The 24096-nt window shown below is 56.4% G+C and carries 18 protein-coding genes; 12 read left to right on the plus strand and 6 right to left on the minus strand.

From position 1 onward, the window contains the following. The first annotated feature begins 176 nt into the window (after positions 1-176). Positions 177-5750 carry a calcium-binding protein gene (locus tag INR77_RS06690; RefSeq protein WP_223073117.1) on the plus strand — a complete coding sequence of 1858 codons (5574 nt, stop codon included), beginning with the start codon at positions 177-179 and terminating at the stop codon, positions 5748-5750. Here INR77_RS06690 and INR77_RS06695 read toward each other — a convergent pair. From INR77_RS06695 to INR77_RS06705, 3 genes are read right to left on the minus strand one after another with little or no spacing between them, the layout of a single operon-like run. Then, on the minus strand, positions 5747-6739 hold the full coding sequence (locus INR77_RS06695; protein ID WP_223073118.1) for a HupE/UreJ family protein: 993 nt from the start codon (positions 6737-6739) through the stop codon (positions 5747-5749). The genes INR77_RS06690 and INR77_RS06695 overlap by 4 nt on opposite strands. 5 nt (positions 6740-6744) lie before the next feature. Next, positions 6745-7545, minus strand: a complete 801-nt coding sequence (locus INR77_RS06700; protein ID WP_223073119.1) for a peptidyl-prolyl cis-trans isomerase — start codon at positions 7543-7545, stop codon at positions 6745-6747. Positions 7546-7555: 10 nt separating this feature from the next. Next, positions 7556-9481, minus strand: coding sequence for a DUF3604 domain-containing protein (locus INR77_RS06705; protein ID WP_223073120.1), 1926 nt, complete (start codon positions 9479-9481; stop codon positions 7556-7558). Positions 9482-9706: 225 nt separating this feature from the next. Between INR77_RS06705 and INR77_RS06710 the strand changes: the two genes are divergently transcribed. Beyond that, the gene (locus INR77_RS06710) at positions 9707-11899 is read left to right on the plus strand and encodes an ATP-binding protein (RefSeq protein ID WP_223073121.1); all 2193 of its coding nucleotides are present in this window, start codon (positions 9707-9709) and stop codon (positions 11897-11899) included. Positions 11900-12363: 464 nt separating this feature from the next. Here INR77_RS06710 and INR77_RS06715 read toward each other — a convergent pair whose 3' ends face one another. Then, positions 12364-13008: a response regulator transcription factor gene (locus INR77_RS06715; protein WP_223073122.1), complete on the minus strand. Its 645-nt coding sequence runs from the start codon at positions 13006-13008 to the stop codon at positions 12364-12366. 799 nt (positions 13009-13807) lie between these two features. Here INR77_RS06715 and INR77_RS06720 point away from each other — a divergent pair. The 7 genes from INR77_RS06720 (at position 13808) to INR77_RS06750 (ending at position 19091) form a co-directional block, all read left to right on the plus strand. Then, entirely contained in the window at positions 13808-13948 is a 141-nt protein-coding gene (locus tag INR77_RS06720) for a hypothetical protein (protein ID WP_223073123.1), read from the plus strand. A 46-nt stretch (positions 13949-13994) separates the two neighbouring features. Further along, the gene (locus tag INR77_RS06725) at positions 13995-14651 is read left to right on the plus strand and encodes a hypothetical protein (protein ID WP_223073124.1); all 657 of its coding nucleotides are present in this window, start codon (positions 13995-13997) and stop codon (positions 14649-14651) included. A 186-nt stretch (positions 14652-14837) separates the two neighbouring features. Next, on the plus strand, positions 14838-15020 hold the full coding sequence (locus tag INR77_RS06730; RefSeq protein WP_223073125.1) for a class IIb bacteriocin, lactobin A/cerein 7B family: 183 nt from the start codon (positions 14838-14840) through the stop codon (positions 15018-15020). A gap of 26 nt (positions 15021-15046) precedes the next feature. Beyond that, positions 15047-15202 carry a hypothetical protein gene (locus INR77_RS06735; protein WP_223073126.1) on the plus strand — a complete coding sequence of 52 codons (156 nt, stop codon included), beginning with the start codon at positions 15047-15049 and terminating at the stop codon, positions 15200-15202. Positions 15203-15259: 57 nt separating this feature from the next. Then, complete coding sequence (locus INR77_RS06740) at positions 15260-15589, plus strand: hypothetical protein (RefSeq protein ID WP_223073127.1); 330 nt, start codon at positions 15260-15262, stop codon at positions 15587-15589. Between the two features lie 158 nt (positions 15590-15747). Next, positions 15748-16980, plus strand: a complete 1233-nt coding sequence (locus INR77_RS06745) for an HlyD family efflux transporter periplasmic adaptor subunit (protein ID WP_255573972.1) — start codon at positions 15748-15750, stop codon at positions 16978-16980. 2 nt (positions 16981-16982) lie between these two features. Continuing rightward, entirely contained in the window at positions 16983-19091 is a 2109-nt protein-coding gene (locus tag INR77_RS06750) for a peptidase domain-containing ABC transporter (protein ID WP_223073128.1), read from the plus strand. Here INR77_RS06750 and INR77_RS06755 read toward each other — a convergent pair. Further along, a complete protein-coding gene (locus INR77_RS06755) occupies positions 19070-19687 on the minus strand; it encodes a molybdenum cofactor guanylyltransferase (protein WP_223073129.1) in 618 nt (205 codons plus the stop codon). The genes INR77_RS06750 and INR77_RS06755 overlap by 22 nt on opposite strands. Before the next feature lie 255 nt (positions 19688-19942). Beyond that, positions 19943-20638, minus strand: a complete 696-nt coding sequence (locus tag INR77_RS06760; protein ID WP_223073130.1) for a Crp/Fnr family transcriptional regulator — start codon at positions 20636-20638, stop codon at positions 19943-19945. Positions 20639-20745: 107 nt separating this feature from the next. On the opposite strand from INR77_RS06760, the gene INR77_RS06765 reads away from it, so the two are divergent. The 3 genes from INR77_RS06765 to INR77_RS06775 are packed head-to-tail and all read left to right on the plus strand — an operon-like array spanning position 20746 to position 24081. Next, positions 20746-21462, plus strand: a complete 717-nt coding sequence (locus tag INR77_RS06765; RefSeq protein ID WP_223073131.1) for a hypothetical protein — start codon at positions 20746-20748, stop codon at positions 21460-21462. Next, the gene (locus INR77_RS06770; protein ID WP_223073132.1) at positions 21449-22438 is read left to right on the plus strand and encodes a hypothetical protein; all 990 of its coding nucleotides are present in this window, start codon (positions 21449-21451) and stop codon (positions 22436-22438) included. Before INR77_RS06765 ends, INR77_RS06770 begins: the two co-directional genes overlap by 14 nt. Further along, the gene (locus INR77_RS06775; protein ID WP_223073133.1) at positions 22435-24081 is read left to right on the plus strand and encodes a hypothetical protein; all 1647 of its coding nucleotides are present in this window, start codon (positions 22435-22437) and stop codon (positions 24079-24081) included. The genes INR77_RS06770 and INR77_RS06775 overlap by 4 nt, the downstream gene beginning before the upstream one ends. Positions 24082-24096: the final 15 nt, after the last annotated feature.

Below are 24096 nucleotides of genomic sequence, written 5' to 3' on the forward strand. Positions count from 1 at the left end.
GATCGCAAAACTACGTAGCGACGGGTTAATGTTTTCTCTGGGGTCGTGCGGTGTTTTTCTTGCAAATCAGTTGGCCGGTTGCGGCCAAACTCTTGCCTTTGATACTGTAAACTTTCATATGGCAAATGCATAAGATTCTGCCATTTCGCAGATGTTTAGGGTCACAGGGGTAGAGGGTGCCAAATACTCAAGAACCGCGCTTCACCGCGTCCGTGGTGGGCGCGCAATCCAGAAATACGATTAACGGAACCGATGGCGATGACATCATCACCGGCACCAGCGGGGATGATACGATCAATGGCGGGGACGGTGTCGATGAAATCAACGGCGGCGATGGCAACGATGTCATCAATGGCGGCGCTGATGGGGATTTCCTGTTCGGTGACTTTGGCGACGATCAATTGTTCGGCGATGGCGGCAACGACAGGTTAAGCGGTGGTTTTGGCAATGACGTCCTTGATGGCGGCGATGGCGATGACAGCCTGTTCAGCGACGATGGAAACAATATTTTCCGCGGAGGCGCGGGTAACGACACGATCTCTGACGGCTTTTTTGGCAATGATCAGATATTCGGCGACGACGGAAATGACCGCATCGCGGTGAACGCGGGCGATGACCTTGTCGAAGGCGGTGCTGGCGATGATGAAATCAGGCTGCTCCACGATTTCGATGGCGGCAATGTGGTCGTCAATGCTGGTACTGGTAACGACAGTGTCGAAGTGGCAGGGCAGATCGACGGTTTCTTTGACACGCGCAGCGTCGATATTGACCTTGGTGATGGGGCGGACACGCTCGATATTGCAAATCTTGCCTCAGACGGCTTCGAAGTCACCCTTGGTGCAGGCGCAGACCGGGTGCGCTTCTTTGATTTCAGCGGTTCGCTGGTCAATCGGTTGAGCGCAGGGCCCGTTCGTATTACCGATTTCGAGCTGGGTGATGGCGGCGACTTTCTGCAGATTGCAAACCTGGTAAGCGCGTACAAATCCACCGGCGGCGATACGATTGAATGGGTCGATATTGGCGCTGATATGGCGCTGCGCTTCAGCAATTCATCCTCTGGCGAGAGTTTCGACGTCGTTATTCTTGAGGGGCTTCAGTTCGTTGATTTGCCCGATGTGAACACCGACCTCGGCGGCGCGCAGGAGGCCACCAATTTCATCGGCACCAGAGGCAGTGATGAATTTATCGGCTCTGAATTCAATGACACCTTTACTGATGGCGGCGGTGGTAACGACACCTTTGTCGGCAGAGGCGGTGATGATCAATTCACTATCCAGCGTTTTGCTGGCGGCGATAACAATGTGAGTGTCGATGGTGGAGCGGGTAACGATTCCCTCTTTATCGATGCCAGCGTTGGCGGCTTTTTCACCATCGACATGGGCGAAGGCGATGACTTCATCGGCATTTCGCGCAATCCTACCTTTGCCACCGCGATCACGCTTGGCGCAGGGTCGGACACCATCCGTCAGACAAGCACGGCCACAGCGACTATCCTGGACTTTGAAACAGGCGATGGCGGGGACATCATCGACCTGAATATCACGCAGTCGAGTGTCGACAATAATGGCGATCCGTTTGGCACGGGCGAGTTGGTCCTGTTCCAAGACGGTAATAACGTCGTGTTGCAACGCGTCTCGCAGTTTACAGACGGTACGATCACCACTCTGGCCGTGTTCCAGAACACGCTCGTTGAGAATTTCACCTCGTTCAACTTCGGCGGGATTATCGATCCGGCCGCCGGCGGGCAGGGCGATACGTTTGAAGGGACCGAGAACGCAGACACCTACACCGGGACCGCAGGTGCAGACACCATCAACGGCAACGGCGGCGATGATACGCTTGATGGTGCCGATGGCAATGACACCATTGATGGCGGCGCAGGCAATGATGCGCTGAAGGGTGGATTTGGCGATGACGTTATTCGCGGAGGTGACGGCGATGACGTGATCACCGAGGCGTTTGGCACCAATATGATTTACGGTGATGGCGGCAATGATACCATCAACATAAGCGGTTATTTCGGCAGCTCTTTCTCGCTTGATCCGGACCAGATTTTCGGCGGTGAGGGCAACGATACCGTCAATTTCTTCCGCTCGTCGAGCAATGGGATCGACGTTGATCTTGGTGCTGGCGAGGACCGGATTGTGTTCAACGACCAACCGCTGTTCAACGAGATTACTCTTGGCGCGGGCTCTGATGTGGTCGACATGAACAGCCTTGGCCAAAGCACATACAATCCCACGCGGCCTATCGTTATCACCGATTTTCAGACTGGCGATGGTGGTGATCGTCTGGAATGGGAAAGCTGGATACGGCTCCAAACAGACAACGTTTCCACGCCCGATTTCAATCCGTTTGCAATCTTGGAAACCTCGCTCACGCAAGTGGGCAATGATGTGCATCTCGAATGGTCATTCGACACATTGAATGGCGCATCGTCACTGGTGATTTTCCAGAACACACAAGTGGGCGATTTCAATGTTTTCAACCTCGAATTCGACCCCAATGCTCCCATCGCGCCCGGTGATGATTTTACCGGCACCGAAAATGACGATCTGTTCAATGGGACCAACGTCAATGACACTGCTGCTGGTCTTGGCGGCAGCGATAGGCTGAACGGTCGCGCGGGCGATGACACGCTGGATGGCGGAATTGGTGATGACACCATCAACGGTGATCAAGGCAATGACACGCTGATCGGCGGTGATGGCGACGACACAATCCGCGGCGGCACTGGCGCTGACGATATTTCGGGCGGCGATGGCAATGACTTCATCGATGCAGGACTTGGCGACGGGTCGGCTGACATTATTGATGCCGGCGCGGGCGATGACCAGATCAACTTCTCAGGTTCGAACGATACCTACATTGGCGGCGATGGTATTGATGAGCTTTTCTTCTCCACCTTTAGCGGCGTCTTGAGCGAAGCGATTGATATCGACTTTACCGATTATCTCGCGACTGGCGTTTTCCTGCTGGGCGGGCAAGCGATCAGCGATATCGAGAACATCCTCTACGCTGGCGAAACCAGCGCGTTCGATGACCGGGTGATCTGGGGCGAGGCTTACACCTTTGGTCAGGATATGCGCGCAGGGGCCGGCAATGACCTGTTGAGCGGCACTTCCGGCGACGACACGTTCGACGGTGAAGAGGGGGATGACACGCTCATCGGCCTTGGTGGCAATGACAGCCTTACCGACCTTTCTGGCAACAATCGCCTCGAAGGAGGGCAGGGCAATGACACTCTGACCACAGGGGAGGGCGATGACACGATCCTTGGTGGTGATGGCGATGATGTTATCACACCCGGCGGCGGGATCGACAATGTTGACGCAGGCGCAGGCGATGACCGCGTTTCTGTCATTGGTTTCGAGCTAGGCGAGGTCCTGGATGGCGGCGAGGGCACCGATGTTCTGCAGTTCGGCAGTTTCGACACTGCGCTGAACTTCGTTTTCGAAGACCTGGCAAGCAGCGGCACGACAATCGCCAATTTCGAAGAATTTGATTTCGTTTTCAGCACTCTTGGTGACACGCTCATCCTTGGTGAAACCTTCACAAGCGCGGTCGATGTCGATGCAAGCTCTGGCAACGATGTGGTAACGGGCGGTGCCAGCGATGACACGATTGTCGGCGGCTCTGGCTCTGACATATTGCGCGGCGGTTCGGGTGACGACATTATTCGCGGCGAAAATATCGGCAACGGTACCGAATTTGATCAGCTGTTTGGCGACGCGGGCAACGACCAATTGTTCGGTAACGGCCTGCTAGAGGGCGGCGCTGGCAATGACTTTGTCTCTGGTTCGGGCGAGCTATTTGGCGGCGATGGCAATGACTCCATCGTCAGTTTCGGCATAGGCGACATTATTCGCGGCGGTGCTGGCGACGATGACATTTTCGTGCGGGAAAGCGGTGCGACCATCTATCTCGAAGCGGGCCTCAACCGGGATCGGATCGACGGGTTTTCAGCTGCGCAAGGCGCGATGATTATCGCAACGGCTGCAAACAGCCAGCTGCAATGGACTGCTCTTCGCGTCGGCACCACCGACCAATCCGAACAGATCGTGACTATCGCCGGGACCATCTCTGACGGTGGCTTTGCCGGGTTCGAGATTATCGGCACCGGCCTTGATGATACCATCAACCTGTCCGGCGGCCCTAGCGAACCGGCGGTGACGATCGAAGGGTCCGCGCCTATCTTCGGACTTGGCGGCAATGACGACATCACCGGCTCGCTGTCGGATGACATAATCTTTGGCGGGGCAGGAAATGATATTCTTCGCTCAAGCAGCGGACTTGACCAGCTCCACGGCGGTGTTGGCGATGACCGCTATTTCATCAATCATGCCGGGCAAACTCTGATTGAGAACGCAGGCGAAGGCTTTGAAACTGTCATTGCCAGCGTCGATGTCGAGATCGGCGACAACATTGAACGGCTCGAACTTCAAGGCAACGCCCGCATCGGGATTGGCGGAAACACAGCCAACGAGATTTTCGGCACGAGCGGCAACAATGAGCTTTACGGGCGCGGCGGCAATGACGTGCTGCACGCTGGCTTTGGCGACGATTTGCTTGACGGCGGGGCCGGTGATGACCTGCTGATCGGCCTTGGAGGCAACAATACGCTGCGCGGTGGTGACGGGAACGACGTGCTTCGCGGCAACTCCGGCAATGATGTAATCGATGGCGGCAGCGGCGTTGATACCGTCGATTTCAGCGATGGACCGTTCGGCGTCACAGTCGATCTGAGCATCACCACTGCGCAAAATCTGGGCGGTGCTGGTACAGACACGCTTACAAATATCGAAAACGTCATCGGCACGCTTGCAGACGATACAATCACCGGCTCTGACGGCGCGAACGTGATCTTTGGAAACGGCGGCTTCGATACGATTGACGGTGGCTCCAACGTCGATATCGCAGTCTTTACAGGCACTTTGTCGCAATACACGATTGTTCAGTTTGTCGACCGCACCTTTGGCCTTGAAGGGCCCGGCGGCCTCGCTCAACTCAGCAATATCGAGTTTATTCGGTTCGACGACCAGCTCTTCCGCCTGCGGCCAGGGATTGGTCAAAGCGTCAACTTTAACTCCGCAGACCCTGCCACTTATCAGGACGCGATGAGCGCTATTCGCGACTTTGACGGCAATGCGCTGGGCGGTGATGGCGCGTGGCTGCGCATTGGCGAGGCCGATGTAAACGGTGATGGCGACATCGACCAGATTCTCGTCAATGATGCGATTGGCCGCTTTGCAACCGTAGGCACCGCGCCTGACGGGCTTGTCTATTTCGAAGACTTCTCATGGGCAGGCGAAACCCGCGTTGCGGGCATTTACATCGATCCGCTGGTGCAACTTGGTATCGTTGAGCAAGGCAGTCCCTTTGACAGTCAGCAGCGCTTCCAGAATGATCTTGCGATTGAAAACATCAACCGCGTTTTGGGCGCTGACGATTACGATGGTGACGGTTTGCAGGAGGTGTACTTCGCGCTAACCGATGGCACCGCATACTTGCGCGCCATCATGGAGTTTGACGGCAACATTCGCTACGCCAACTATCAGGACGAGCAAGGGGTGATCGACTACCTCACCGCTAACGGCTTTGGCGAAGAAACCTATGGCACATGGTTCGGCGGCGGCGCGTCTGGTTCGGCTGGCGCGGGTGATGTGGCCGTTGCCAGCGACAGCGTCAGCGTGATGCCGGTGAGCCCGCAGATGTCGTTCGATCCTTTCCAGGCGGAGATGTTCGGCTAACCAATCAGCCGTTCGATCAGCCAGAAGCTGCCTATGGTGCCAATCGCGTAAGTCGCGGTGGTAAGCGCCTGGCGTTGCCCGCGTTCGCTCGCGCGGGTGAGCGCTTTTAATGCGAGGATCGTCAGCGCCACGACGATGAGCTGACCTGCCTCGACACCGATGTTGAAGGCGAAGAGGGCGGCTGCAAGCTGGCTTTGTGGAAGGCCGATGTCCGCCAATGCGCCTGCAAAACCAAAGCCGTGCACCAGCCCGAACGCAAAAGCCACCGCCCACGGATAGCGCCGCGTCAATGTTCTTCGCTCAGGATCACGCAGCGCCGTCATAACCTCAACCGCGAGGAAGACGATTGAAAGCGCTATCAGCGCCTCGACGGGCCGACCGGGGAGCCCTGAATATCCAAGGACCGTCGCGATCAAAGTGATCGAATGTGCGATCGTAAAGGCGGTCGCGGCTTTCACCACGGGCCATGGTCCACGCACTAGAAGTACCAGCGCGATCACGAATAAGAGGTGGTCCCAGCCAAACAGGATGTGCTCAGCGCCGATGACGAAGTAGTCATAGAGCACGCTCAAAGCGGAGGGCTCTGCAAGGATTGTCGCCGTTGGTGCCTCAGCCGTGAGGCGGAAGCTTTGCGTGGGTGCGTCGAGCGGGATGAAGCGCGCAATCGCATCCGACTTGCCCAGAAGTTCGCTAAGGCCAAAGGCACCACCGGCAGGATCGCCCTCGCATTGGAGGGTCGCTCGGCCCATGAGCGCAGCCGACTGGATACGTTGCACTGCTTCGCCCTGCATCGCGCAATTGTCGGGGATGACAGGCTCCAAACGCTCGGTCAGCAATCCTGCGCTGCCGACGGCTAGCGTGACTTTCCAATCAAGGGTGAACTCGCCTGTTTCAACCTCGCGCATCTCCACCACTGACGGGCGCAATTCGTGCGCGGCAAGCGGCACGGCGGCGAGGGCAGCAATGAGGGCAACAAGCCAGCGCAGCACTCGGCTCACCTATCGATGTCGATGCGATAGGCGCTTGCCAAAGTTTCGTAAGCGCGGGCCTTTCGCGCCTCGATCTCGGCGGCTCGCCAATCATTGGCAATGTTCGTGCGAAGCTCCTCAAAATCGGGCTCTGGCACTTCGCGCGCAGTGAGCTTAACAAGGTGCCAACCAAAGCCAGAGCGCAGCGGGCCTTGCCATGTCTCGCCCGGCTCCAATTGAGCCAGCCCGCGCACGAAATCGGCACCAAAGCGAGCCTCCACATCGCGCAGTTTAGTTGATGAAACCCTCCTTGGGAGGGAGGTTCGGTTTCCCGCGAAGGAACCCGCTGAAAGAGCATTTAACGCATTGTTTTCATTATCGAAAAAAGCTTGTTCAAAACTCACCTGAGCGTTTGCAACCGCAGCATCGGCATAAAGCTCTTTATTGGCCTCAAAATACCCGCGCAAAACCTCTTGCGATGGCTCTGTCACCTCTGCTGCCAGACTGGCTGATAAATCCATCTTTGACACAAGCCGGCGGCGCACCACCATATCGCTTTCATCAAAGCCCAGCCGGAGCGCCTCGCGGTACAAAACCTCCTCTCGAACGAAGGCGTCAATTGCGCTGTCCAATTCTGCATCGGTCGGCGCGCGGCCCATCGACAAGGTCCAACTTTCCGCAATCCGTTCCTTTTCCTCAGAGCCGACGGTGATCACGCGGCTCGAAGGGTCAGGCGGATTGCCGCCCCATGTCAGCGCGACATACATAACCGCGCCCAGCACAGTGAAATGAACGAGCGGCTCGCGCGTCCAACCCGGTAGTTTCATGAGCCGCCCCTTAACTCGCGGACTTGAGCCAGATCGGCGAGGTATAGGCACGCTCCTGCGCCACGGCATCGGCCATCGCTTCTTCCGACAACGTCACCCCGAACCGCACCGCATCGTAAAGCGTCCAGCGCGGCGTCGGGATTTCCAGAACTCGCACATAGTAGAACGGACGCTGTCCCACTTGGTAATCGGGATCGGTCCATGTCGTGCGCAATTCAGCCGCGCCAATCGTATTTGTATAGGTCGCAGTTTCGCGGTCCACCGTGTCGCCCACTGGCGCGAGTTTCCCGGCCACTTTGCCACGCTTGTCGGCATCGCTCCACACAACGTCATAGACGCGCTCTTGCATTTCGCCCGATGCGTCGAGCCACCCTTTGATGACCTGTACCCGGTCAAGGTTTGCGCCATCTGGGTCTTTCATCGCACTGATCAGGAAGCTTGGCGCGCGGCCTTCGTCGGTTAGCTCGCCGCCCATGGGCACGCCTTCACTGTACCCCTTGCGCACCCAATCGCCATCCCAATCATCAGCCGTAAAGCCGAAGCCGCCGAAGACGCGCACGCTCATGCGCGGGCCAGTGGTCGCGTAAACTTCGCGCCGGGCAAAGGCGTCGAAGATTTCAGCGCGCGTATTGCCGCGCGCCCAGGCCGCAGCATAGCCCCCCGCGAGATAGTGCCAGCCAAAGCGTCCCTCGCGCGTGCCAAGGTTCTGCGCATCCATTGAGCGCTGGGTATAGGATTGCTCGTTTCCGGTGTGCTTACCCCAGAAATTGTCTTCATCACCCGTGGCAAGCGAAGTGTGGCTATCGGTCGACCCGATCATGCCAAATGCGTATGGGTTAACCCCAAGCTTTTGTTCCAGCGTCAGCCCGCGCAACAAAGCAGAGCGCGCATAAGAACCTGCATACATTGAAGGGTCGGTCATCTGGCTGAGGGAAAGGTTGCCGAAATCCCATCCCTGAACCCCGAACCCTGCCATTTCATCATTGGGAGAGAGGTAAGGATGGGTTTCGCTGTCCCCTTTGATTTGTGTGGCCTCAATCACCGGCTCTGCCCATGCACGCAATGCGGCGTATTCCGCCGTCATGGGGGAGCCATCCTCCATGGTCATTTGGAACATCAAGCCATTGGAAAGGTTGGAGTTGTGCGGGATGGCCAGAACCCGTCCGCCTGTCTCTTTCTCGTAATTCCTCATATACTCCCACAATTGCGGGGCAGTGGTCTGAAGGCCGGGGAAGGGCACGGTCTGGCGCGTCTTTTCAGAGCCGTCGCGAAACATCACCACGCGGTGCAAATTGTTGCCATCGGGCATGGCGGTCCACTCATACCCGGCAAGAGCGGTGAAAACGCCCGGTTCGTTGTAGCGGTCGAGCATGGATAGCTGAGTGTTCCAGATGTCCTTGGTCGCCTCGATCGCTTCATCACCGCCTGCGGCCAAGCCCTCGGGGATGCGGTCTTCTGCGGCCGCTGCGATGAGTTCGCCGATTGCCCTGGTCGATTGCTCGGGGCTTTCGTGCATCATATCGTACCAGCGAAGCACGGTATCATCGCCAATCACCCATTTCACATACCAGCGCGGCGCATCATATAGCCGCCGCGTCGCGCCAAGCGCGTCGGAGTGGTCGGCGATCACAAGAAAGTCGAGCGGGCGGGCTAGCTGTGTTTCTCCCCCGGTCGTGGCTGTAACGGTTTCTCCGCGCGCAAATCTCAACGCTGCCTCAGGCCCCAGACGCGTGCCAAAGCCAAAGGCGTCGACCGAATTGTCGGTATGAAGGTGGGTGTCGCCCCAATATGGGCGGTCGGGAAATTCCGCGAGTTCAATAGTGCCTTCGCCATCGCCGGACGCCTCTGGACTAGCCGCCTCATCATTGCCCGAACAGCCTGCAACGCTGATTGCGAGAATGCTCGCCAGAGCAAAGCCGCTCCATCCCTGCCGCATAGTCTCTCCCCTCCTTTTCCTCTCTCACATTCAAGCATTGCCCTTCTCGCCGATCCCGTCAAGCAAGAGCAAGCGAGGAGGCGCCAGGGGAAGAGCGCACAAGCCGCGTTAGTGCAGGTGAACTATGGACCTATGGTGAACTTTACGCTCTGCCGATCGTCGGCAGACGAGTAGCCAATTCAGGCGTAGGGATTGGCTCATGCAATTTCAGGGGATTAGCGACCTATGAGCAGACTTTGGGATCTCAAACGATATTTCAGGCGACCATCGCGGCGCGAGGGCATTCTGCTTGGCGTGTTGATCGTGTTCATTTCGCTTGCGGTTCCGTTTGAACCCTATGACTGGTTGCAGCGCTCAGTCACGGCACAGCTCAATCTAAAGCCCTATAAGGGTGATGCTGTTATCATTGCCATCGATGCCAAGACAGAGCGAGAGTTGCCTGATCGAGCGTGGTCAAAATCGGACCTTGCTGACCTGCTCACCCGGCTGTCCGAACATGACCCCAAGCAGATTGTTATAGCGCAGCAATATTTTGAGGCGGGTGCTGATGATGACGATCAAAGGCTAATCGATGCGCTGAAACAATTGGATTTCAAACCTAGCTGGCAGGTCGAGATCGCGCCTGAAGAGATCAGGTTTTCGGGTAAAGAGAGCCGAAGCAGCGGCAGATCGGATGAGCCATCGTTTGCGCAGTTGCTTGAGCCGGGCATTGCGGACCTTGTTCAGCCAAACATTGCCGCCTTTCGCAGAACAAACAATTATGCGCCAATCTCCGCTCAATACGTGGTTGAGACGAGCGAGGGTGTTGTGCCGTCGTCTGCCTCTGTTCTGGCGCAAGGTGCTTCACCGCCCTCCCAAAACCTGTTTACGGTCGATCTGAGTTATAACACGCGCACGATTCCGGAATTCAGCGCAATCGACGTTATGCGAGATGATCGGATCGCGGCCAAGCTTTCGGATAAGTCGGTAATCATAGCCTTCACCGATCAGCTTGGTCGAGATACGGTCGTCACTCCCTTTGACCCTTATACAAGCCGGGCAGCCCTATCGGTGGTCGCGGCACAAACGCTGATTGACGGGCCGCCGGTTTCGCTGGGTTGGGGGGCGATGTTCCTCTTGGCGATCATGGTGACAATTCTCTGGATCGCGCTGGTCCGGCCATACGGTCTTTACATTGCGGGCACTGCGCTGGTTCTGATCATTGTCAGCCCCTTCTTTCTTGAGCGGTTACTGATTTTCCAAGAGACATCTCAGGCAATCGTATTGATTGCACTGGTGGGTATTGTACGGGTTTGGCAGCAGGGGCGCGAGGCCATCCATGTCTATCGCAGCGCTGCGGAAACGAAGTCGCAATTCCTCGCGCAAGCAAGCCACGATCTGCGTCAACCTATCCATGCGATTGGTCTATTGGCTGACCGGCTTTCGCAATCAAACCTCACGATTGAACAGCAAGAGATCGTGTCCAAGATTTCGTGGTCAGTCGACAACGCGCGCCGCATGTTTCGCGCGCTTCTTGATATTGCTGCGATTGAAAGCGGGACACTCAAGAAAGACCTGAGCGCGGTTTCGGTCAACGAGCTATTGGCTGAGGTCGACAGCCAAAACGCGCTTGCAGCAGAGCAGGCGGGAGTGGACTTGCGGCTCATCCCGTCTGATCTGGTCGTCAGAACAGATCGCGCTTTGCTAGGGACAATGCTGCAAAACCTCGTCTCAAACTCCATCCGTTATACGTCCGGCGGAAAAATCGTCGTGGGTTGTCGCAGAAAAGAGAACACGCTTTCCTTTTATGTGGCGGACAATGGCCGGGGGATCGCGCCTGATGAGCTCGAAAAGGTGCAAAAAGAGTTTTACCGCTCGGCCACCGGGTCAAGCCTTGGATCTGACAACAAGGGGCTGGGTTTGGCGATTGTGAACCGACTGGCTCGCCTGCTGGATTTGCGCTTCAGGCTTCGATCAGAACTTGGCAAGGGGACGATCGCTTCGATTGAGGGACTGAGGATAATCTCATCAGCCGAAGCGCCTCAAACGAGCGAGAATGAGCGCAAATTGCCGCTTTCAGGTTTGAGGGTCGTGGTTGCCGACGACGAGGAGGACACGCTCCACTCGACTGCCGCTTTGCTGGAGAAGTGGGGGTGCGATGTTACCCCCTTGTCCCGTCCACCAGAAGGGATTGCACCTTGCGATATTGTTTTGAGCGACTTTGACTTCGGCGAAGGCGTAACTCTTGGGGAGCAACCCAATATCGTATCGAACATTGATAAGCTTGGAATCGATATGATCATCATTTCTGGCCACCATCCCGATCAGATCCGCGAAAATCTGCCTGATTTTTCGGGACTGATACTCACAAAGCCTCTGCGCGCTGCTCAGTTGCGTTCTGCGATGATGTCGCTGCGCCGGGTAAAAAAAGCCAACTAGTGCATCAAGACTAGTGTGCCGTTGAGAGGTGTGTGTATCTTGATACTTGTCTCCCCGATAAAGGGCGGGATCGCAAATTGGACTGGAGAAACAAATTGCAAAATCAAGATATTAAAACGCTTCTGGACCCTGAAATTGATGCTGTCACAGGCGGCTTGACCGCACAGGGCCCAACGCCGGCTCCGGCGCCAGAAAGCATTCTTTGCTGGCTGACTGGCATTTGTGCCGATCGCCCCCCGCTGATCACGATCAACCCTGACAAAATCTGAGGGTGACAGTCGGGCGCGATCACGCGCTTCAAGCTGACAAAAACCAAGGGCCGCTTTCCAGCGGCCCTTTTTTGTGTACGGGACATAAATCCGGGCGAACCTGTCACTAGGTGATGATTGGCTCATCACTCTCACCGCGCCAACAAAAAAGGCCGCTCAATCGGCGGCCCTTTCATCGTCTTGTGGTTGCAGGTTCTACACCCCGTATTTGCTCGCCAGCGCCGCCGCAGCCGTGCGGGTTTCCACCTTGAGTTCGCGCAGAAGCGCTGAGACGTGGATGCGCACGGTGAAAGGTGAGATGCCAAGATCAATCGCAATCTGCTTGTTCGAATGCCCTTGAGCAATGCCGCGCAGCACATCCAGCTGGCGCGGGGTAAGGCCGGAGAACTGCGACACAGAGGTCGTGCCTTCAAGCCCTCCTGCCGCACTGACATTCACAAATTCGCCATTCATCACCGCCCTGATTCCATCGCGGATCTGATCCTGGCTCGCAGCCTTGCTGATAAAGCCATCAACCCCTGTCGACATGATGTGGTCAGTCGAGCGCCGGTCATCGGCCATCGAGATAATCACAATCGAGGTGAGCGGATATTTGGTTCGCAGCATCGGCACTGCTTTATCAATATCCATACCTGGAAAGCGAAGGTCGAGCAGGAAAAGCTGCGGATCACCACCAGCGCTCGCGACCTCCAACAACTCTTCAAAGGTGCTGGCGTGCTCCACTTCGATCTCTGGATCGATTTCAGCAAGGATCGAGGCGACGCCTTCGCGAAAGATGGGGTGATCGTCTGCCACCAGCATCCTTGGCTTATTGGTCGCGTTTTGGCGTTGAACTCTCACAGTCAAATACTCCTAGACTGCCCTCATAATGCCTTGTCGAGGGGGGCTCGGCCATAGTCCATACACACTATAGAGAAGGCCTTATCCACCGCCAGTCTCACATTCACGGGCCAGCCGGTTTCTTCTCCATTAAAGCTTCGAAAGCCAGCAAGACCTCTCTTGCCAGCACAGCTTTGCCAGCCAGCACAGGCGCACTAGCGCGGACTATCTAGCTCGCCAATTCTAGGCGGCTCATTCTAGCCCTGCCAACTTAGCCCAGCCACCTTAGCCCAGCTGGTCTAGCACCCAATTGCTAGCCGGGTCAGTCTAGCAAAAAGTGTCTAAAACAAATCACCTAAGGCATTGTAACTATTGATGAAAAAATGGTTTACGGCGATTATCAAATCGTCAGCTAGCGAGGCTGAGCAAAACGAAAAACCCGCATACGACAATGCACATTGAATTGTTCGCATTTGATCAAGCGGAAGACTCTTTTGCCTCCGGTTCGCCAGCCAGGCGTTCGCGTAAAATGGGCTTGTTGGCCAGATCGTTTCACACCCCGCAACGGGTCTAAACATTCGATCTTTCCACTCCAGTCCGGGGCCTGCTGGTCCTTTTGCGTGAGCTCTATGAGGTCGGAAGGAAGCAAATACAGCTCGCGCTTAAGGCGCTTCTTTCCGGCCTCAAGCAAATTCGAAGGGCCACCACAGCCACGAGTGCGGTTGTGACCGGTTCAAGTTCCAGAGCAGCGCCCCCTTGCGTGGTTCTGGGGGCGGGCAAGCTCGTCTTTTTCAAAGCACTCAGACGTTGGAGAAGAGACATGAAAACTTTGAGCAAAAATGAAATCGAGAGTGTTGCTGGCGGCTTTCCCGTGGGCGCTCTGCCACTGGTGGTATTTTTTATCCCACGGCCAACCCCCAAGCCAGCCGATGAGCCCGTAACCGTGGGCATGGCCGACTGACGATAACCGACCATTTCGCCGAGCTGCGACTGGTGCGGCTCGGCGGGTGAGCTTCGATTTGGTTACCCCGCTTCGCCGGGTTCTGGCCGACCACAAAATCAACCGCAGCCCGGTCAGACGTTTGGTCCGTGCTTACACAAGACACCTCCAGGCAGACAATCGCGCTGGAGAAAACAGAAGCTGTGTCCTCGTCCTGTCCGCGCTGCGCAAACCATTGGAGAAGAGCAATGAAAACTTTGAATACACAGGAAATCGATACCGTAAGCGGTGCGTTGAGCATCATGCCAATGCCCTTGCCTTACCCCATTCCCGGCCCGCTGCCTCTGCCGCTGCCGATCCCAATGCCAATCCCGGGGCCAAGCCCGCTGCCATTCCCAATTCCGGGCCCAACCCCTCTGCCGACGCCATATCCAATCCCGCTGCCTTACTAAGGGCAAACGTTCCGGTTCGCGGGTGGTGGTGGCCACCAGGCCAAGTCGCCGCCCGCGATACCAACCTTTTGGTCAAGGAAGGGCAAAAAGCCCCTGAAGCGAGCTTTTCTGAGACAATTTGGAGACGAGAAATGAAGAATCTCAACACGCAAGAAGTCGACGCCGTCAGCGGCGGAATGAATCCCGCGATCCTCGTGGTCGTTGGCCCAATCGGTCCACTGTTGGCTGCAGCTGGAGCAGCCAAAGAGATGGCTGAAACCAGCGAAGACTAATCGCAATGGGTGATGTGCCGGGGCTGAAGCCTCGGCCATCCCAACCAACAAGATCATCGGAATGACCAATCCCAAACGGTGAAGGTTCTTCCGCAGAATTTCCGCAAGCGCCCCCCGCGCTTCGGGAAGCAGGGAAGTTTTACGCCGGTTTCCCCCCTGCGCCGGCAAACACAATGGAGAAGTAGAATGTCAAATATGCAACATGACGCGTTTGCTCAAAACAACATCAAAGAACTCAGCTTCGACGAAGTCGAAGAAGTCAACGGCGGCGGGCTCCCAGTGGCGCTTTTCGTTGTCTTCGTCGCAGCTCCTTTTGTTGCAGGTGTCATTGATGGCGCAGCTGGCAACGAGAACAAGACTGAAGACTAAGATTATTTATACAAAGGAGAAACAAAATGATCCAAGAACTGAAATTTGACGAAATCGAAGCTGTCGATGGTGCAGGCATTGGCGAAGCGATCATCGAAGCTGGCCAGAGCGTCGTAGATGCAGCTTATGATGCAGGTCACAAGTTGGGCTCGGCAGTTCGCAGCCTCTTTACTGACGACTAAACTGCTATTCGAAGGTGCGCCGCACTTTGGTGGCGCACCTTCGACTAAGGATGTATCATGGAAAAGATTGGTTTTTACATTCCCTTTAACAACATCGCACTGATTGTTCTCTTTACTGTTTTCATGAGTGTTGCAAACAGCAAATACGATACCATCGTTGTTGTCGCATTCCTGCTATTTTCGGCGGCAATGCTCATCGCGCCGCGCTCAACAAGCCATTTTATCTATGGGATAGATGTCCATACCGGATGGAAGCAGTTCGCTCTTTATTTCGTTGGAAGTGTCCTGATTTTGCAGCAGAACACATATCAAGTGTTTCATGGTCTTGCTGTGGTTGGATACCGCGCAATCGAGATGCTTGTTGTGTCGATACGCTCGTTGGGATGAGCCGCAATCAGAGTGGCTGCGTTCTCCCTCGTGTCAATGAGCCAGCTAACCCACTTGCACTATTCCGCATTCTCGCCAAACGCGGCTAGGACACTTCCCACACAAGCCCTCCACGCAGCAGGGGCGCGCATTTCAGGGAAGGTGCAAAACAAAAACACATGGCGTCACTATTCCGCACAGAAGTCCTCAATCAGAAGAAGGATCGCCTCTCTGGCGAAGTCTCGATTGCGGTGCCAATGCCGTGGCAGGTCATTGGCTATCTCATTTTCGGCACGATTATCATTGCGCTGATTTTTCTCAGCCTTGCGAGCTATTCGCGCGTGGAGACTGTTACTGGAACCGTCGTGCCGGACCGCGGGGTTGCCTCGATCATTCCCACCCGCGCTGGCACTATCACCGAAGTGATGGTCGATGATGGCGAGCGGGTTGAAGCGGGCACCACGCTGGTTGCCATTCGCGCTGAAGAGGATGCAGCTTCCGGCCTTTCCGCTGCCGCTTTAACCCAGCAAGCCATCGCTCAGCAGGATGCAAGTCTCGCAGCCCAGCTTACCGCCGCACAGCGTTCCGCCGATGCGCAGCGCAGCCAGATCGCAGTGCAGGCCGCCGGGCTTCGCACTGAGATTGAACAATTGCGTTCGCAAATCGCGCTTCAGCAAAATCTCGTGGCTTCCGCTCAACAAAACCTCGATCAGGCGCGCAGCGTGGCAGAGCGCGGGTTTATCAGCCAAGTTGATCTCCAACGACGCGAAGACACGCTTTTCTCGCGTCAGCAACAGCTAGCGCAATTGGAGCAATCGCTCACCTCGCGCAGGGCCACTCTCGCCGAGATTTCAACCACCGCCGCCAACATCGCAGCTCAGGCACAAAGCCAGGCGGCAGGTATCGCGGCAAGCCGCGCGCAGGTGGCGCAGCAGGCGGCGGGCAATGAGGGCGCGCGTTCTTATGCGCTCAGCGCGCCCATCACCGGCAATGTGACCGCGCTCACCATGCGGGCCGGGCAAAGGGTGGGGCCGCAAAGTCAGATCATGGCCATCGTCCCCGAAGGATCGACCTTGCGCGCGGAACTGAGCGTGCCGAGCCAGGCCATCGGCTTTGTCAAAGTGGGTCAGGAAGTGCGGCTTGCGATCGACGCTTTCCCCTATCAGCGCTTTGGCACAGTCACTGGAACGGTGCGAACCGTTGCCTCAAGTGCTCTCACCCAGCAGGCACCCAATGGCGCGGTCGTCTCCGTTTATCCGGTGGTAGTCGAGCTGCAAGACACTGAAATCAGTGCCTTCGGGCGCATGGAGCAACTCGTGCCGGGCATGACACTCACCGCGCGGATCGTCACCGAAAAGCAGTCCTTGATTGAGTGGCTGTTTGAACCCCTCTTTGCTGTGCAGAAGCGATAATTATGGAACTTGATCTTGGATTTCTGACGCGCAGCAAGGTGCGTCTCATTCGCCAGACGGAAGTTGCCGAGTGCGGGCTTGCCAGTCTTACGATGGTGGCCAATTACCACGGCTTTGACGTTGATCTTGGCACCATGCGGCGCAAGTATTCGCCTTCTTTGAGAGGCGCGCCTTTGCGGGCTCTCATCGGGCTGGCGGATCAGATCGGTCTCACCCCGCGCGCGGTTAAATTGCCGCTGGAGGAGCTGCAAAACCTGCATATGCCAGCGGTGCTTCACTGGGACTTGAATCACTATGTCGTGATCGAGGCGGTGAAGGGGGGCAAGGCGCTCATCCATAACCCCGATGGACGTTCAACCTGGATGCCGCTCACTGAGGTGTCGGACCATTTTACCGGCGTTGCCCTTGAACTGCGGCCCAGCAGCGATTTTGACAAGAAGTCCCTTCGTGACCGGCTGAAGCTTTCGCAGCTTTGGCAGTCGATGACGGGATTGAAGCGGGCGCTGGTGCAGATTTTGCTGCTCAGCCTCGTGCTGCAAGCCTTCGTGCTCGCCTCGCCCTATTATATGCAGATCGCGATTGATAATGCGCTGCCTGCACTCGATGGCGATTTGCTAACGGTTTTGGCTATCGGCTTTGGTCTTTTTACGCTTATCAATGTGATCGCGAGCCTTTTGCGCAGTTTTGTGCTGCTCAATGCCGGAACCAGCGTTGGTTATGGCCTTGCCACCAATATCGCGCGGCGCTTGTTCCGCTTGCCGATTGAGTGGTTTGAAAAGCGGCACACGGGTGACATCTTGTCACGCTTTCAATCGGTTGCGCCGATCCAGAACCTGCTCACCCAAGGCGCGGTGGCGGCTCTTGTCGATGGGGTGATGGCAGTCTTCACCCTTGCGGTGATGTTCTTTTACAGCCCGCTTCTGGCGATGATCGCGATTGTCGCATTCCTCCTTTACGGCGCGGCGCGGCTGATCAGCTTCTCGTTCCAGCGCGAGGCCGAAGAAGCGACCATCATCACCGGAGGTAAAGAGCAGACCACCCTGATCGAAAGCCTTCGCGGCATGGTCACATTGCGCCTGTTCGGTCGTGAAACATTGCGCCATGCCTTGTGGCAAACGAAGCTTACAGACTCGGTCAATGCGACCGTGCGCCTGTCGCGTATCGGCATCTGGCAATCCAGCGCCAACCTGCTCATTTTCGGGATCGAAAACATCCTGACGATCTGGCTCGCGGTCGGATTTGTCATCGAAGGCGCAGGGTTCAGCGTCGGCATGGTCTTTGCCTATATCGCCTATAAGAACCAGTTCATTTCAAAGTCGGCCGCTCTGATCGATCAGGCGATCCAGTTCCGTATGCTGGGCCTTCATCTGGAGCGTCTTTCTGACATTGCCTTGTCGGACGAGGACCGCAGTTTTGCTGATGGCCAGGAAACGCACACCGCACTCAAAGGCTCGATCGAGCTTAAGGATATATTCTATCGTTATTCCCCCAGTGACCCGATGGTCTTGCAGGGAGTGAACCTCAAAATCGAGCAGGGCGAACACGTGGCGATCACCGGGCCATCTGGCGGAGGAAAATCGACGCTGCTTAAAATCATGCTGGGCCTGGTTGAGCCCGAAGGCGGCGAAGTGCTGGTCGATGGTATCCCTTTGCCACGCTTCGGCTACAAAAGCTTTCACCGCCAGGTCGCTGCTGTCCTTCAGGAAGACAGCCTTTTTGCAGGCTCGATTGCCGACAATATCGCGCTGTTCGATGACGAGGTTGATATGCAGCGTGTGGTGGGAGCAGCGGCGGCTGCGTCAATCCATGAGGATATTGCTGCCATGCCGATGCAGTATGAAACGCTGATTGGCGACATGGGTTCGACCCTTTCCGGTGGCCAGAAACAGCGGGTGCTGCTGGCCCGCGCGCTCTACCGCCAGCCCAAAATCCTGTTCATGGATGAAGGCACTGCTCACTTGGATAGCAAGCACGAGGCTGCGGTGAACGAGGCGATCAATATGATGGGGATCACGCGCATCATCATCGCGCACCGGCAAGAGACGATTGATGCAGCCGACCGGAAACTGGTGCTCGCAGGCGGTGTGTTTCAGGAGGCTGTTCCGGCCTGATGCCCGCTGAGAATTTCCTCGGCCTTGGCCAAGTCTTCGCGCGTATTGATGTTCCAGAACGGGTCCACGTGTGGGGCTTCGGTGTCGAAGGTTACGAGGGCAGCCTTGCAGCGCTTCGCCCAACTATGAGCCGAGTGCCACCGGCTATCAATCTGGGCGCGAAGTGCCCCGTACTGGTCCACCCTCCAGAGCCCGTTGACCGGGTGCCATCGGTCTTCACTCACCGCAATAGTAGGGGCGCCTTGGGCGTTTAACTTTTCAACGAAATCAAGCGGTACAAAGGGCAGGTCAACGGCAAGCGTTACCACCTGCTCAGCCCCGTTTGCGCTCGCCCATTCCATCGCTGTGAGAATACCCGCGAGAGGACCAATGCTGTCCGACAGCAAGTCGCGGATTATCGGCAAGCCCCAACGCTCAAAACTGCCGGGCGAGGGAGCATTGATGGCAATTGGCCCCGAAGTCTGCCCGCGCACCCGTTCCAGCACGTGCTCAAGCAAAGGCTTCCCGGCGAGCTCAGCCAGCGCCTTGTCCTCGCCAAAGCGGCGCGATTGGCCTCCTGCAAGGATGCAGATGGGGATATGGGGAAGGGGCGCCATGCTAGTTTGAGGCTGTAGAAATGGCGACGGCTTTTGCCAATGGGTTTATCCTTGAAAGGCCCGCATCGGGTTGTGCCCAAACGTTCAAGTGCGATCCATCGGGCTCGATAAAATCTGTATGTATTTTGCCGGGGGTGTTATTTTGCACATCGCTAGGCAAAAGGTTTCGGCATTATTCTGCGCACGGGCCATGAGTTCCTGGCCCTAGCGACCCGAAGCCTAGCTCCCCGTTCACCCGGGGAGCTTTTTTTTGGCTTAAACCTCTTCGACCTGATCCATCAGCCCGTGCAAATTGGTGATCACCAGATTGCGACCCTGCTTTCGCAACAGGCCAAGTGATGTCAGCTCGCTGATCGCGCGGGTGATGGTTTCGCGTTGCCCGCCAACGGTTGCCGCCCATTCGGCATGGGTGGGAGGGTCTTTAAGCACGATTTCACCGTCCCCCCCGCCAAGCGCCATCGCATTGCGGATCAACTCATTGTAAAACCGCATTTTTACAGAGCTGGCAGTGGTCACATAAATCCGGTCGGAAAGCTCACGGATGCGCGCTCCCATATCGCGCAAGAGAGCCTTGCTGATCGAAGGGATAGCGGCCATCAGATCGCTGAAGGCGGGGCCGGAAAGCCGCCCGATAAGAACTTCGGTCATAGCGACAATATTGACCGAGCGCGGCTCACCATCGAACACCGCAAGCTCGCCGAAATAGGAGTTGGGCGGCAACCGGCGATAGCTGATCTCGCGCCCTGCCAAAGAATAGCGATTGGCGAGCACCTGACCATCGAGAAGCAGGTAAACATCGGTGTCGCGCGCCTCGTGGGCAATGATGGTTTCACCGCGCTCGAATCGCACAACAGACACTTTACTCTGAACGCGCCGCAATTCCTCGTCGGTAAGCCCGTCGAAGATGCTAAAGCAGCGCAGTTTTTCTTCCGGGATAGTCTCCAAATTCATAAATCCCGCGCCCCTGTGTTCATTTGGCCGTATTGTGATCTGGTTCACTTGCCAGACGTTTCTAAATATGGATAGTCAAAGCAGGGTGTTAGAAGAGGGGGAAGACGATGTCCAATGTCGCAGGCAAAGCCTATGGGATGACGGTCATCACGCCCCTTGCGCGGCGTCTTGGCTGGGCCAATAAATGGGTGTTTCGCTTTGCCCGCAGTTTTCCAGGCGTACTGGGCGGGCTGATTGGCCTCAAATTCATTCACTTTGCGCGCTGGGTCATCATTCCCAAGGATGCCTGGCCGACACTGGGTGAGGAGCAAGAGCGGCTTGACCGCGATGCGATGCTGTTCATGTCCAATTTCAACGGCACGTGGGACCAGTATATTGATGCCTTTTCCGACGGCATTCCCACCGGGCTTGACCTGTTCTGGTACAAGAACGCGCGTTATCCCGGCTCTGTGCCGATCACGCCGTTCAAGAAGTATATTCGCCTCAATCAGATTTCCTGCGACTTTTATTACAACGCGACACCGGGCGCGGCGTATCGCGATATTATCTCAGCGCTCAGGGTAAGGCGCGCACTGCTGGAGCTGGAGGCGCTTTATAACGAGCCCGGCACCACGCCTGACGCTTTCGCAAAGGCATATCGCGCAAAGCTAAAAGAGATCCAGAACGATCTGACAACACAAGGGTTTTCACCCGTCGCATCGACTGAAACCGATCTGGCCGAAGAGCGCCGCCAACAGTTCAACAATCTGAACGATCAAATGGCAGAGGCGCGCGCCAAGGAGCTCAATTTCAGCGGTGAGGGGATAAATAATGCCAAGTATTGATGGCGGATACTATTTCCTCACCGTCCTAGTGCCGGTGAGAAAAGCATGGCCCGTGGGACCGGATGATGATGGCAAATACCCCAAGGCGCCGATCATCGAATTGCGTGAAAAGCTCGCGCAGATGCCGACCGCGATGCAGACCCCGTTCAGCCACGATTCGGGCGAGATCAGCAATTTTTCAAAGTCCACCCGCACGCATCTTGCTCGCTTCGCGGTGATCGATCGGCTGGGCTACAATGGCTTTCAGGCAGCGGACCCGGTGCTCGATAAGCTGGGCCTTGCAAAGCCGATCAACAACCGCTCCGAATTGTCGCATCCCTATCTCTTGTTCGCCGCAGAGTTTGATGCGCCCAGCGGATCACGCAGTTACGATCTGGCGGTCTATTTGCGCGAACTCTGGGACGTGATGCAGGATGATCTGGTGGATATTTTCTCCAACTGCGTGGCGTTTGAGCCTGATGAAATCACGACCGCAGCCGACTTCATCGCCTATATCAAACAGTGCGAGATCGAGACGACCATGCCGTTCAATTTCTATTGGATGGATATGCCGACGCTTCCCACTTTGACGAAGGGTGGACTGGCGGCCGGATCGCTTATCACAGGCGCGCTCGCCGGTGGGCTTGCGGGATGGGGTGTGACGTCGCTTCTGGAGTGGGTGCTGGGGCCATCTTTCGATCTTCTGCCCATCGTTCTTGGGGTGATCGCAGGGATAATTGCATTCCTGATCGGAGCGATTGGTTTCATTGGCTTTCGATTCAAGCAATATGGCGACAGGCCTTTTCCCTCGCCCCCTGATGCGGACCTTGTCTCGGTCTTGAAGGGGCTGCACCTGCAAACGACATTCGGGCATTTCGTGGTCGATAATCAGGCCAAGGATGCGGACGTTCTGCACAAGGCATTTGGCGTTTACCTCGACGAAAACAAACCGCAAAAATCAACACCGCGCCACCCTGCGGGGAGGGTTTATTCATGAACCGTTTCAACGATAAAGAGCGGATTGCGCTAAGGCTTGCTGATATTCAGGGCAATATCCTCAACGCCTATGGCAAGCAGGGATTTCCCAAAGGGCGCGCAATTTTCCTTCATGTTGAGGATGGCGAAAAGGGGCGCAAATTCCTTGAAACATTCTATGACAAGGTGACAAGCGCGGTTCGCTGGAAGAGCGACAACCCTTACGCGCCAAAGGCAGAAACATCTGCGCCCGAGCGCCCTCCGGTGACGCTCAATTTTGCATTCACCTTTAATGGTCTGGTTGCACTCGGCGTGCCGATCAAGACACTTTCGATGATGCCGCCCGAATTCTTGCAGGGGATGCGGGCAAGGGCGCCGATTTTGGGCGACACCTTGCCAAAGGGTGCGCTTGATGAATGGGACAAGGTGTGGGCGCACGAGGCGGAGGCCGTTGGCAAGAACAATGTCCACATCATGGCGCTGCTCAATTCGCGCATGGACCCGATGACGGGTGAGCCTGTCCCTGAGATGGAAGAGTTCACCGGCGACATCCGCAGCTTTTGCCAGATCGAAGGGGGCATTCGCATCCTCACCGGACACGGCGCTGGCAACGCAGAATATCAGGATATGAGCGCGCGGCTGCACAAGGATGAGGCAACCGGGCAATATAGCGCGCTTCCGATGGAGCATTTCGGCTTCGTCGATGGGATCAGCGACCCTGTCTTCGAAGGACAATTCCGCATCGAGGATGAAGAAATCCGCAAAGTGGGCAATGGCAAGTTTCACGGTGAGTTCAAGGATGCAGAAAGCCTTGCTGACCCTGCCAATTGGGAGCCGCTGGCAACAGGCGAATTCCTGCTGGGCTACCCTGATGAAGCCAAGGAACTGCCGCCTGCCGCTCGCCCGAACCTCTTCAGCACGAACGGCACCTTTATGGCCTATCGCAAGCTTGAAGAGAAGGTGGAGCGCTTCGAGGAATATATCGAGGAAACCGTCCCTGAATTTGCAGCCGTTTACGGCATTGATGACAAGGAAGAAGCGCGCGAGACGCTGCTTGCCAAATTCGCCGGGCGCTGGCGCGATGGAGTGCCTTTGTCGCTTGCCCCGACCTATGCCGAATGGCTCGAATTCAACGAAGAATATCAGGATCAGATCACGCGGCGGCCCAAGCTTTCGCAATTCGTCTATGCCGGTGATGAAGACGGCAGCGCGTGTCCGATGAGTTCTCACATCCGCCGTGTGCACCCGCGCGATATGCTGGGCCCGATTCCGGGAAGCGGAACGACGCTCGTCAATCGCAGACGCATATTGCGGCGCGGTCTTCCCTATGATGATGTGAGCGAGGATGGCACGCGTGAGCGCGGTATCGTCATGCTGATCTGCTGCGCCAGCCTTGAGCGGCAGTTTGAATTCGTTCAGCAGCAGTGGATCAATTATGGCATGGATTCAAACGCTGGTAATGACACCTGCCCGATGCTGGGCAACCGGCCCAGCCGCGATACCAAATTCGTGATACCCAAAGACGCTGAGGCTGACGATGATGGCGCGCCTTACATCTGCACCAAGCTGCCGCAGTTCGTGGAGACGAAGGGCGGGGCGTATTTCTTCGTGCCGAGCATGACGAGCCTTCGCATGATCGCAATCGGGGTGATTGACCCGACCTGAACTTGCCCGCTGGGC

Origin of the sequence: Erythrobacter sp. SCSIO 43205, assembly GCF_019904235.1 — a bacterium.
Classification (GTDB): domain Bacteria; phylum Pseudomonadota; class Alphaproteobacteria; order Sphingomonadales; family Sphingomonadaceae; genus Erythrobacter.